Origin of the sequence: Kitasatospora sp. NPDC059088 (genome assembly GCF_042738155.1) — a bacterium.
GTDB lineage: Bacteria > Actinomycetota > Actinomycetes > Streptomycetales > Streptomycetaceae > Kitasatospora.
The window spans coordinates 1-11,070 of record NZ_JBHYGR010000129.1; the positions used below are offsets into that span (position 1 = coordinate 1).

An 11,070-nucleotide genomic window follows, 5' to 3' on the forward strand; every position below is an offset into this window, starting at 1 on the left:
CGGCCCGCGCCGTAGGGGTATCAGTGCGGCTACTTACATGCACCACCCCTCCCCCCGACCGGGGCGGCCGCCCCGCCGGGGGGCCGCCCGGGCGGGCCGTCGCGCCGTACAGCGGTCAGCGGTCAGCGGTCAGCGGTCAGCGGTCAGCGGTCAGCGGCCGGTCGGCAGGTTGGCCCCACCGGTGCAGTCGAGCACCACGCCGGTGACGAAGGCGTTGGCGGCGAACATCTGGATCGCCCGGGCGACGTCCTCGGGGCGGCCGACCCGGCCGACCGGGGTGGTGGCGGCCAGGCCGTCGAAGAGCGCGGTGCGCTGCTCGGCGGGGACGCGGTCCCACCACGGGGTGTCGATGACGCCGGGCGAGACTGCGTTGACCCGCAGCGGGGCGAGTTCGACGGCCAGCGGCGGGACCATCGCCTCCAGGGCGCCGTTGATGGCGGCCAGTCCGGCGGTGCCGGGGATGGCGGCGCGGGCCGAGGCGGCGGTGATCAGGGTGACCGAGCCGTCCTCGCGCAGGTGCGGCAGGGCGGCCTGGAGGACGCGCACCTGCGGCCAGAACTTGGCGTCGAAGCCGTGGGCGAGGTCGGCGAGGTCGAGTTGGGCGAAGGGGCCGCTGCCGGCCGCGCCGCTGACCGCGACGACCAGGTGGTCGACGGTGCCGGCGCCGGTGAAGAAGGCGGCGAGGGCGGCCGGGTCGGTCGCGTCCAGCTGTGCGCCCTCGGTCTTTCCGCCGATCCGGGCGACGGCGGCGTCCAGCTTCGCGCGGTCGCGGCCGGTGATCACGACCTCGGCGCCGTCGGCCGCGAAGGCGGTCGCGGTCGCCTCGCCGATGCCCGAGCTGCCGCCCATGACGACGACGCGCTGTCCGGTGAAGAGGTTCGATGCAGTGCTCATGGTTCCGGCCCTTCCGGCTTGATCAGGAACTTGTCGAGACCATCGGTTTCGGTAATGATGTTTGCCGAGACTGCTAGTCTTGTCAAGTAGGGGAGGAAGAACGGGAACCGGAGGAAAGGGACACCACCATGAGCGAGACCGACCCCCAGGCCGCCCGGCCGCACACCGGCCGCCGCCGCAACGAGGCGGCCCACCGGGCGATCCTGGACGCGGCACTGCACCTGCTCGCGGAATCCGACGGCACGCCCGTCACCATCGACGCCATCGCCCGCGCGGCCGGCGTCGGCAAGCAGACCGTCTACCGCTGGTGGCCCTCCAAGGGCGCCGTCCTGCTGGACGCCCTCACCGACCGCGCCGACCAGGACGTCACCGACCACCCGGACACCGGCGCACTCCGCACCGACCTGCGGACCTTCGTCGAGACCACCTTCGACGCCGCCCAGCAGAGCACCACGGCCTCCGCGCTGCGCACCCTCGTCCGCGAGGCCGCCCGCGACCCGCACCTGGCCGAACTGATGCAGGCCTTCACCGCCACCCGGCGCGACGCGCTGCACGAGCTGCTCGCCCGGGGGCGCGAGCGCGGCGAACTGGCCGAGCACGCCGACCTGGACCTGATCGTGGACCAGGTCTACGGGGTGTTCTGGTACCGCTTCCTGCTCGGCCACGGCCCGCTGGACCCGACCGTCGCCGAGCGGCTCGCCGACACCCTGGTCACCGGGAACGACTAACCGGGCACGCCCCGGCGCCGCACCAGCGGCAGGTACACCTCGTCGACGATCTCCACCAGCACGTCGTCGGGCGCGCTCGGCACCCCCCGCACCACGAACTCGTTGCGCAGCAGCACCACCGCCACCGTCGCCACCCGCGGGTGCAGCACCTCGGGCTCCGCCTCGCCGCGGGCGACGGCCCGGCCCAGCACGGTGAGCCAGGGGGCGGCCGCGGCGTCGCCGGACTGGTCCTGCAACTGCGCCAGGAACTCGCTCGCGCCGCCCGCGGCGGCCAGCAGTTCGCGCAGCACTCCGCCGAGCGGGGAGCTCCAGTGCCGGTTCGCCTGGCGCAGCAACTCCAGCGCGTCACCGCGCAGTTCGCCGGTGTCGGGGAGCGGGGCGGCCTTGGCGAGCTGCTTGTAGGCGGCGATGCCGAGGGCCAGGCGGTTCGGCCAGCGCCGGTAGATGGCGTTCTTGTTGGTGCCCGCGCGGGCGGCGACCTTGTCCATCGTCAGCCCGGCGTACCCGGACCCGGCGAGCTCCGCGACCGCGGCCGCCAGGATCGCCTCCTCCAGCGCCGCCCCGCGCCGCCGCGTCTGCCCGGCCATGCTCCCGCTCCGCCCTCGCTGTCGCCCGTACCGCCCCCATGCTTACTTGCCCTCCGACCCCGACGGCAACTACGGTACTGGCCGTACCGTAAATTCCGTACGTTTCCGATCCGCCATGAAGGCAGGGGACCATGCGCGCCAAGGGAATCAGCTACGACACCGGTTTCGTCAGGGACGGGTCGTACTCCCGCAAGCTGTTCGAGCCGGAGACCGTCGAACGCGAGCTGCGGATCATCCGCGACGAACTGCACTGCACCGCCGTCCGGATCATGGGCGGTGATCCGGACCGGATCGAGCTCGCCGCCGGGCTGGCCGCCGGACTCGGGCTGGAGGTCTGGTTCTCCCCGTACCCGCTGGAGCTGACCACCGAGGAGATGCTGCGGCTGTTCGCCGACTGCGCCGGGCGCGCGGAGCGGCTGCGGCGCGGCGGGGCCGAGGTGGTGTTCGTGGCCGGTGCCGAACTGAGCCTGATGAACCCCGGCTTCCTGCCCGGCGCCACCACGGACGAGCGGGTCGCGCTGCTCGCCCGGCCGGAGGAGGTGCGCCAGCACCTCGGGGCGGTCAGCGCCAAGGTCAACGCCTTCCTCGGCGAGGCGGTGGCCACCGTCCGCGCGCACTTCGACGGGCCCGTCACCTACGCCGCCGTCCCGCTGGAGCGGGTCGACTGGACGCCCTTCGACCGGATCTCCCTCGACCTGTACCGCTCCGCCGGAATCGCCGACCGCTTCGCCGACGGCGTCCGGGACCTCACGGCCCAGGGCAAACCGGTCGCCGTCACCGAGTTCGGCTCCGCCACCTACCGCGGCGCGGGCGACCGGGGCGCGCTCGGCCTGGAGGTCGTCGAGTACGACGCCGACGGCCCGGTGCGCCTCGACGGCAGGTACGAGCGCGACGAGCCCGCCCAGGCCGGGTACGTCCGCGAGCTGCTGACGGCCTTCGACGAGGGCGGCATCGACGCCGCCTTCGTGTTCACCTTCGCGCTGTACGACTTCGTCCACCGCCCGGACGGCGACCCCCGCGAGGACCTCGACCTGGCCAGCTACGGCATCGTCAAGGTGTACGAGGACCGCCCGGGCAGCAGGTTCCCCGGCCTGCCCTGGGACCCGAAGGAGGCCTTCACCGCGGTCGGCGAGTACTACCGGACGCACTGACGCCCACCCGGTCGGCACGGGAGGCCGGCCGGTCCGGCTTCCCGCGCCGACCGGGCGCTCAGGCGGTGCGGCGGCGGTAGTACGCGATACCGAGGGCGATGGTGATCGGCCCCCACAGCGCCGCCGGGCTGACGCAGACCCGGCACAGCGCCTCCCACCAGCCGTTGCTGAACCCGACCTCGTCCAGCACGCCGGCCCAGGCGAGCGGCTGGAGCCCGAACAGTCCGAACAGCACCAGCCCGCCCAGCACCGTCGCGACCAGCGGCCCCAGCGGCGGCACCCGGCGCCCCCGCAGGAACGGCACCCAGCGCGGGAACACCTCGCCCCAGCCGCTGACCAGGCCCAGGGTGAGCAGCGCCAGCCCCTCGGTGACCAGGCTCAGTCCGAACACGTACGGGGTCGCCCACCAGACCCAGGGCGGGCGGTCCGGGTCGACCGTGCCCATCGCGAAGTCGAAGGCGAACGGCAGCCGCCACAGGCAGTGCGGCAGGAGGACGAAGGGCAGGGCCTTGGCCAGGCGCAGGGCCCAACGGGGCACTGGGCGTTCGGTATCACCGACCGGGATGTTCATCACCATGCGTCCACCCTCGCCGCCACCGCCCCTCCCCCGCCTCGACCGCGCGACCGGAGCTCCTCCCCCGGGAGAGCCAACCGCGGTTCACCCTGCGGGAGGAGGGCGCGGGGGCGTCAGAACACGGAACTGATGCCGAAGGAGGTGGCCACCAGGCCGAGGACGTACGTCGACTCGGCGCCGTTCAGGGAGGTCGGGTCGACGGAGTAGACGACCTTGCGGGAGAGGTCGCGGGTGGCGAAGACCCCGCTGGTGGAGCCGGGGCGGGAGCCGGTCTTGCCCCAGGCGGTGATGCCGTGGGCCTGGAGGCGCTCCAGGCCCGTGCTCATGCAGGCCTTGCCGCCGGGGCAGTGGGTGCTGTGGGCGGTGGCGGGGACGTCGGGGACGGTGAAGAGCAGTTCCTGCTGGGCGGCGGGGAGGAGGCGCCCGCGGAACAGGGCGGTCATGAAGCGGTCCAGGTCGTCGGCGCTGGAGACCATGCCGCCCTCGACCCAGGGCCAGGCGCTCTGCTCGGTCACGTCCGCCCGGTGGGTGCCGCCGCCGGCGTCGGGGACGGTCAGGTAGGGGCGGGTGGCGGGGTGGCGCAGGGAGGGGTCGTCGGCGTCCGGGAGGGCGGTGTCGTGCAGGCCGAGCGGCCGGATGATCCGGTCGTTCAGCTCGTCGGCGAAGCTGCGACCGGTGACCTCCTGGACGACCAGCCCGGCGACGAAGGTGTTCATGCCGTTGTACTGCTGCTCGGTGCCGGGCGTGAAGCCCAGCGGGTAGCCGTGCATGGTGGCGAGGACCTGCTCGGGGGTGAAGGAGTCGAACCGGTGGGCCTCGAACCAGGTGGTCGTCCCGTCGCCCCAGGGCGCGTTGGAGCCGTCCGGCAGCCCGCTGGTGTGGTTGAGCAACTGGCCGACCTCGACCCCCTGGTAGGGGAAGTCCGGCAGGTACCGCCGGACGTCGGCGTCCAGGTCGATCCGGCCCTCGGCGACGAGTTGGAGGACGACGGTGGTGGTGAAGACCTTGGAGACCGACCCGATCCGGAACCTGCCGTGCGGGTCCACCGCCATGCCGTCCTCCGCCGAACTGCCCTCGAAGCGGCCGGTGGAGCCGGTGACGCGGACGAAGGAGGCGGAGACGTCGGCGGCCGGCCGCCCGGCGAGTGCCGCCCGGACGGCCGCCCGGTCCAGCGGTGCCGGAGTTCCGGCCCCGGCCGCGCCCGCGGCGGGAGCGGCCGGGGCGGCGAGGGCGGGTGCACCGGCCCCGACCGTCAGCACGGCCGCCAGGGTTCCGGCCGCGGCGACGGCGGCCCAACGGGTGCGGTGTGTGGAGGCGTTCACGGGTTCTGCAGCTCCAGACTGGTCGTCGGCGCGCCGGCGCGTCCGGCTCACCGACGAGTCTGCCGACCCGCCGCGCCCCGATCATCAGGGTCGGACCGCCGCCGCCCCCTGATCTTCCGTCGGGGTGCACCCCCGAGAGCGCCCCGGGTCACGCCCGCGCCAGCAGGCTGACGTACCCCCGGTCCGGGCGCTCCGGCCGGGCCTGTTCCAGCCGGGTGGTGACGGTGAACCCGGCTCCCGCGAGCAGCGCGACCAGCCGGTCGGCCGGGACGAGGTGGGAGGCCCAGGTCACCGGGTGCCCGTACGCCGAGCTCGGCCGGGACTCCTCGTCGCCGGTGTGCCCGCCCAGCAGCAGGTGCCCGCCGGGGGCCAGCACCCGGTGGAACTCCGCGAGCAGCGCGGGTAGTTCGGCCTCCGGGGTGTGGTGGACGGAGTACCAGGCGAGGATGCCGCCGAGACTGCCGTCGGCGGCGTCCAGGGCGGCCATCGAGCCGACGGCGAAGCGCAGTCGGGGGTACGCGCCGCGGGCGAGGGCGATCATCGCGCCCGACACGTCGACGCCGTGGGCGCGGAGCCCCAGCCCGTTCAGGTACGCCGTCACCCGCCCCGGTCCGCAGCCGAGGTCGGCGACCTCGGAGCCGCCCGCCTCCCGGACCAGTTCCGCGAAGGCGGCGAGCATCGCGCGCGAGAGCGGGTCCATGCCCTCCGGCGGCACGACGCGGCGCAGGTAGTCGGCGGCCACGGTGTCGTAGGAGTCGCGGACGGCGGCGAGGTGAGCGGGGTGGTCGGAGTGGTCGGAGTGGTCGGAGTGGGCGGGGCGAGCAGGGTGGTTCACCGCGCCGCACCAGGCTTCGCGGCCCGGGCGGCGCGCTCGGCGAAGACCTTCTCGCGGCGGTCGGCGGTCTGCTTCATCATCCGCTTGCGGTCGCGGGCGGAGAGCCGGTCGAGGTAGAGGCCGCCGTTCAGGTGGTCGGTCTCGTGCTGGAGGCAGCGGGCGAAGTAGCCGGCGCCCTCGATCACCACGGGTTCGCCGTGCTGGTCGACTCCGCGCACCACCGCGTGGGCGGGGCGGGCGAGTTGGGTGTTGGCACCGGGCACGGACAGGCAGCCTTCGACGTCCTCGACCAGCCGGCGGCCGGGCTCCTGCGCCTCGACCACCGGGTTGAGCACGTGTCCGACGTGCCGCACGCCGTCCTCGTCGGTGCAGTCGTAGACGAACAGCCTGAGGTCGACGTCCACCTGGTTGGCGGCGAGGCCGCAGCCGTCGGCGACGTACATGGTGGCGAACATGTCGTCGACCAGCCGGGCCAGCCACTCGCTGCCGAAGTCCTGCTCGGTCGCCGTGCGGCAGGTGCGGCGGAGGATCTCCTCCCCCACCTCGGTGATCCTCAGGACGGTCGGACGCTCGCGCAGCTCGGACACGGGTGCTCCCCTTCGATGGACTTGCTGTCAGCTTTGCAAAGTAGCAGACTTTGCAAAGTGACCGAAGACGTCGTCAGATCCGAGGCCCTCGCCGAACACGCGGTGCGCACCGCCCTGTTGGCACTCCTCGCCGAACACGGCACCCTCACCTCCACCGAGGCCGCCGCACACCTGGGGCTGAGCTCCGGACTCTGCTCCTTCCACCTGCGCCGGCTCGCCCACTACGGGCTGATCGAGGAGGCGCCCGCCCTCGACGGCCGGGCCCGACCCTGGCGCCTCCCCCGGGCCCGACCGGAGCAGAGCCCGGAGCGGGGATCGGAACAGAGCCCGGAGCCGGGCGAGGAGGAGTTCGGCGAACTCGCCCGCGGCCTGGAGGACGAGAGCCACCGGCGCTGGCTGGCCCGGCGCTCCGAGGCCCCGGCCGAGTGGCAGCGGGACGAGGCGTTCAGCGCCGTCGTCCACCTCACCCCGGCCGAACTGGCCTCCGTCGGCGCGGAGGTGCGCCGGATCCTCGCCCGCTACCGCGACCGCGAGGCCGACCCGGCCGCCCGCCCCGCCGGGGCCCGACCGGTCGCCGCCGTCACCCGGCTGTTCCCCCTGCTGGAAGGGCACTGAGGCCACCGGCGCGGCACCAGAACCGGACGGACGTTCGGTGCGTCCGTTTGAGGCGTGATCAGTGCGGTGCTCGGCGGGATGCCGATGTTCTGGCCCGGACTGCTGCTCTCGCTGGTGCCGGCCGCGCTGCTGAACCGGCCGGTGGGGCGGTTGCTGCGGGCCCATTGGGTGGTGGGCTTCCTGCTGCTGCTCGGGCTCGGCGGGGTCCTGGTGGCGACGCTGCTGCCGGAGGCGTTCCGGCTGTCCGCGGACGCCGTGCGGCACTGCACCGTCCAGGGCGCGCGGCCGCGTTCGCCGTACGAGCTGCTGCACGTGCGGCACATCGAGCTCAAGCTGGCGACCTACGCCCCGGTCGGCTTCGCCGCCGCCCTGGCCGGGACCAGGCGGCGGGCGGTGGTGGCGCTGCTGGGCGCGGCGGTGCTGCCGTTCGCGGTGTCGGCGGTGCAGTACGCGGTGCCGTCGATCGGGCGGGCCTGCGACGTGCAGAACGTCTGGGACGGGGTGCAGGGGGTCGTCCTGGGGGCGGCGGTGGGGCTGGCGCTGGCGCCGGTGGTCCGGCGGGTGGCCCGGGCCCGGGCGGCGGCGCCCTGAGCGGCCGTCACTGCACGACCAGGTAGCGCTGCTCGCTCCCGCCGCTGACGCAGCCCCCGCCGGTGGCCGGCCCGCCGGTGCAGTCGCCCGGCCCCGAGGTGAAGACGGTCCAGATGTACACCCCGGGCAGCTTCGGCGTGTACGTGATGCTCAGCGCGGTCTGCCAGGGCCGGTGGTCCCAGTCGGTGGCGCCCGGCGTCAGGATGTTCACCGTGGAGGTGGTGCCGGCGCTCGCCCAGCTGAACTCGACCGGCTTCCCCACCGGGACGACCTGCTGGTCCTTCGGGAAGACCGGGACGGGGGCCGAAGGGGCGGACTTGACCGGGTTGGCCGCCTGGTCCTGGTCGGTCTGCACGTTGAGGTAGCGGGTGGCGCTCCAGCCGCTGCCGATGCTGCCGCTGGAGGCGTTGGCGCCGACCACGGCCCACTGGTAGACGCCCGCCTCGGTGGGCTTGAAGGTGCAGGCGGCGGAGGTGAGCCAGCCGGAGGCCTGCCAGGGCAGGCTGCCGCGCCGGGTGAAGACCTTGGTCACCGCGCCGGCCTTGTCCCAGCTGAGCGTCAGCGAGCGGCCCAGCGTCAGGGTGTCCCGGTCGGCGGGGGTGAGCAGGCCGGAGGCGTGCGGGGTGCCGTTCGGCACCGCCGCGGGCGGGCCCTGGTAGGCGCTCGCGTCACCGCCCGTACCGCCGGCGGAACCGGACGCGCCGGAGGACCCGCCGGTCACGCAGTCCGGCGAACCGCCGTCGTCCTTGGCGACCACGAAACCGCCGTTGTCCAGCCCGGTGCCGCCGCCGCCCTCGTGCCGCAGGTAGACCGGCACCAGCACCGCGGCCGCGATCAGCACCAGCGCGCTCGGCAGCACGATCCGGAGCCGCCGCGCCCGGCGCCTCCGGGCCGCCGCCTCCGAGGGCTCGGTGCGCACCCAGCCACCGGCGCCGTACGGGTCCGCGCCCAGCAGGGTCGGCACCCGGGTGGACGGCACCCGCCCGGGCGGCGCCACCCCGGGGCCCGGGCCGGGCGCCAGCAGCGGTGCCTCCGGGACGGCGGGCCGCACCCGCAGCGCCTCCGGCAGCCATGAGCCGGTCGGCCCCTCGTACCCGGGCGGCCCGAGCCGCTCCACCAGCTCGGCGGGGGTGGGCCGGTCCTCCGGGCGGCGGGCCAGGCAGGCGGCGACCAGCGGGCGCAGCGCCTCGGGCACCTCGCCGAGGTCGGGCTCGGTGTGCATGATCCGGTAGAGCAGCACCTGCGGGTTGCCGCCGTGCCCGTACGGGGCGCTGCCGGCGGCGTGGCAGAGCACCCGGCCGAGGCTGAACAGGTCGCAGGCGGGGCTGAGCGGCTCGCCCGCGATCTGTTCCGGCGCCATGTAGCCGGGGGTGCCGATGACGGTCTGGGTGCGGGTGATCGAGGCGCCGTCGAGGGCGCGGGCGATGCCGAAGTCGATGACCCGCGGCCCGTCGTCGCTGAGCAGCACGTTGGAGGGCTTGAGGTCGCGGTGGACGAGTCCGACCGCGTGGATCGCCGCCAGGGCCTCGGCCAGTCCGGCGCCGAGCACCCGCAGGACGGGTTCGGGCAGCGGGCCGTGGGCGGCGACGGCCGACTCCAGGGACGGGCCGGGGATGTAGGCGGTGACCAGCCAGGGCGGGTCGCCGTCCGGGTCGGCGTCGACCACCTGGGCGGTGTGGAAGCCGCCGACCCGCCGGGCGGCCTCCATCTCCTGGGTGAAGCGGAGCCGGAAGTGGGGGTCGGTGGCGAGGTCCCAGTGCACGCACTTGACCGCGACGAGCCGCCCGCCGGGCGAGCGCCCCAGGTACACGGTCCCCATCCCACCGCTGCCGAGCCGGGCCAGCAGCCGGTAGCGGCCGCCGACTGTCCTCGGGTCGGTGGGTCTCAACGCCTCCACGTCCACCCCCGGCGTGCGCGTTCCACGTTCCGCGGGGACGACGGCAGTTGAGCACATGTCAGTTGCCGTTCCCCGCACGGGGAATCATCTCAGCAGCACGCCTGCGGGGCCAGATCACGAAGGCAAAGAACCGAAGGAAAGGCACTCGGGGCGAGGAGCGGCCCGCACGGGCCTCAGTGCGGGATCGAGGAGATCAGCTCGTGCGCCCCCTGCCGCTTGAGCGCGAGGGCGACCGAGGTGCCGAGGTCCTCCGGGGTGAGCGCGCCGGCCCACTCGTGGGCGTCCAGCACCCGCTTGCCGTCGGGGGTGAAGACCCGGCCGCGCAGCGAGAGCCGGCCGTCCGCCTCCGCCTTGGCGAAGCCGGAGATCGGGCTGTTGCAGTGGCCCTGCAGCACGTGCAGGAACATCCGCTCGGCCGCCGCCTCGCGCCAGGTGTCGTGGTGGCCGAGCCCGGTGACGGCCTCGATGGTCGCCGCGTCGTCCTCGCGGCACTGCAGCACGAGGATGCCGGCACCGATCGGCGGGCACATCTCCTCGACCGGCAGGACCTCGGTGATCCTGGCCCGCTCGCCGATCCGCTCCAGCCCGGAGACGGCGAGCAGCAGCGCGTCGACGTCCCCGGCGGCCAGCTTGGCGAGCCGGCTGTTGGCGTTGCCGCGGATCGGCACGCACTCCAGGTGCGGGTGGGAGGCGGCGAGCTGGGCGATCCGGCGGACGGAGGAGGTGCCGATCCGGGCGCCGGGCGGGAGTTGGGCCAGGGTCAGGCCGCCGGGGTGGACGAGTGCGTCGCGGATGTCGTCGCGGCGCAGGTAGGCGGCGAAGACGGTGCCGGCGGGCAGCGGGCGGTCGGCGGGCACGTCCTTGAGGCAGTGCACGGCGACGTCGGCCTCCCCGGCGAGCAGCGCGGCGTCCACCTCCTTGGTGAACGCGCCCTTGCCGCCCAGGGCGGCGAGGTCCCCGGTCCAGCGGTCGCCGGAGGTGGTGACCGGCACCACCTCGGTGCGCAACCCCGGGTGCAGCTCGGCGAGTTCGGCGCGGACCCGGTCGACCTGGGCGAGTGCCATGGGTGAGGAGCGGGACACGATGCGGATCAGCTCAGCGGTGGCCATGGCGCGATGATAGGCGCCCCTACGGCCACGGCCGTGACCGCGTCACGTACTCGGCGTAACGGCGCGGCGGTTCCGCCCACGGCGGGGGGGGGGGGGCGGGGGGCCCCCCCCCCCCCCCCCCCCCCCCCCCCCCACCGCCCCCCCCCCCCCCCCGCCCCCCCCGGGGGCCCACCGTGTGGC

The 11,070-nt window shown here is 74.7% G+C and carries 12 protein-coding genes; 4 read left to right on the forward strand and 8 right to left on the reverse strand.

What is annotated here, in order from left to right:
• Positions 1-150: 150 nt before the first annotated feature.
• Positions 151-894 (reverse strand): SDR family oxidoreductase, encoded by a 744-nt coding sequence (locus tag ACFWXO_RS36900; protein WP_380529654.1) that lies wholly within the window; start codon positions 892-894, stop codon positions 151-153.
• Positions 895-1,022: 128 nt separating this feature from the next.
• On the opposite strand from ACFWXO_RS36900, the gene ACFWXO_RS36905 reads away from it, so the two are divergent.
• The gene (locus tag ACFWXO_RS36905) at positions 1,023-1,622 is read left to right on the forward strand and encodes a TetR/AcrR family transcriptional regulator (RefSeq protein ID WP_380529656.1); all 600 of its coding nucleotides are present in this window, start codon (positions 1,023-1,025) and stop codon (positions 1,620-1,622) included.
• Here ACFWXO_RS36905 and ACFWXO_RS36910 read toward each other — a convergent pair.
• Positions 1,619-2,209 carry a TetR/AcrR family transcriptional regulator gene (locus ACFWXO_RS36910; protein ID WP_375891138.1) on the reverse strand — a complete coding sequence of 197 codons (591 nt, stop codon included), beginning with the start codon at positions 2,207-2,209 and terminating at the stop codon, positions 1,619-1,621. The two genes, ACFWXO_RS36905 and ACFWXO_RS36910, sit on opposite strands and share 4 nt — an antisense overlap.
• A 131-nt stretch (positions 2,210-2,340) precedes the next feature.
• On the opposite strand from ACFWXO_RS36910, the gene ACFWXO_RS36915 reads away from it, so the two are divergent.
• Positions 2,341-3,360: a hypothetical protein gene (locus ACFWXO_RS36915; protein WP_380529659.1), complete on the forward strand. Its 1,020-nt coding sequence runs from the start codon at positions 2,341-2,343 to the stop codon at positions 3,358-3,360.
• 58 nt (positions 3,361-3,418) lie between these two features.
• Here the strand turns inward: ACFWXO_RS36915 and ACFWXO_RS36920 are convergent, their stop codons facing one another.
• The 4 genes from ACFWXO_RS36920 to def form a co-directional block, all read right to left on the reverse strand.
• Positions 3,419-3,898 (reverse strand): hypothetical protein, encoded by a 480-nt coding sequence (locus tag ACFWXO_RS36920; RefSeq protein ID WP_380529661.1) that lies wholly within the window; start codon positions 3,896-3,898, stop codon positions 3,419-3,421.
• A 149-nt stretch (positions 3,899-4,047) separates the two neighbouring features.
• Complete coding sequence (locus ACFWXO_RS36925) at positions 4,048-5,256, reverse strand: serine hydrolase domain-containing protein (RefSeq protein ID WP_380529663.1); 1,209 nt, start codon at positions 5,254-5,256, stop codon at positions 4,048-4,050.
• A gap of 148 nt (positions 5,257-5,404) precedes the next feature.
• Complete coding sequence (locus tag ACFWXO_RS36930; protein ID WP_380529665.1) at positions 5,405-6,091, reverse strand: class I SAM-dependent methyltransferase; 687 nt, start codon at positions 6,089-6,091, stop codon at positions 5,405-5,407.
• Positions 6,088-6,678 carry a peptide deformylase gene (def, locus tag ACFWXO_RS36935; protein ID WP_375891130.1) on the reverse strand — a complete coding sequence of 197 codons (591 nt, stop codon included), beginning with the start codon at positions 6,676-6,678 and terminating at the stop codon, positions 6,088-6,090. Before def ends, ACFWXO_RS36930 begins: the two co-directional genes overlap by 4 nt.
• A gap of 57 nt (positions 6,679-6,735) precedes the next feature.
• Here def and ACFWXO_RS36940 point away from each other — a divergent pair, with 57 nt between their 5' ends.
• Positions 6,736-7,293, forward strand: coding sequence for a helix-turn-helix domain-containing protein (locus ACFWXO_RS36940; protein WP_380529668.1), 558 nt, complete (start codon positions 6,736-6,738; stop codon positions 7,291-7,293).
• Between the two features lie 54 nt (positions 7,294-7,347).
• Positions 7,348-7,884 carry a hypothetical protein gene (locus tag ACFWXO_RS36945; protein ID WP_375891126.1) on the forward strand — a complete coding sequence of 179 codons (537 nt, stop codon included), beginning with the start codon at positions 7,348-7,350 and terminating at the stop codon, positions 7,882-7,884.
• A gap of 7 nt (positions 7,885-7,891) precedes the next feature.
• Here the strand turns inward: ACFWXO_RS36945 and ACFWXO_RS36950 are convergent, their stop codons facing one another.
• Together ACFWXO_RS36950 and hemC are read right to left on the reverse strand one after the other, a co-directional pair.
• The gene (locus ACFWXO_RS36950) at positions 7,892-9,772 is read right to left on the reverse strand and encodes a serine/threonine protein kinase (RefSeq protein WP_380529670.1); all 1,881 of its coding nucleotides are present in this window, start codon (positions 9,770-9,772) and stop codon (positions 7,892-7,894) included.
• Between the two features lie 182 nt (positions 9,773-9,954).
• Entirely contained in the window at positions 9,955-10,890 is a 936-nt protein-coding gene (gene hemC, locus ACFWXO_RS36955) for a hydroxymethylbilane synthase (RefSeq protein ID WP_380529672.1), read from the reverse strand.
• Positions 10,891-11,070: the final 180 nt, after the last annotated feature.

Bases quoted from the DNA above. Each gene is read 5' to 3' on its own strand.
- ACFWXO_RS36900 (WP_380529654.1), bottom strand. From the start codon at position 894: ATGAGCACTGCATCGAACCTCTTCACCGGACAGCGCGTCGTCGTCATG.
- ACFWXO_RS36905 (WP_380529656.1), top strand. From the start codon at position 1,023: ATGAGCGAGACCGACCCCCAGGCCGCCCGGCCGCACACCGGCCGCCGC.
- ACFWXO_RS36910 (WP_375891138.1), bottom strand. From the start codon at position 2,209: ATGGCCGGGCAGACGCGGCGGCGCGGGGCGGCGCTGGAGGAGGCGATC.
- ACFWXO_RS36915 (WP_380529659.1), top strand. From the start codon at position 2,341: ATGCGCGCCAAGGGAATCAGCTACGACACCGGTTTCGTCAGGGACGGG.
- hemC (WP_380529672.1), bottom strand. From the start codon at position 10,890: ATGGCCACCGCTGAGCTGATCCGCATCGTGTCCCGCTCCTCACCCATG.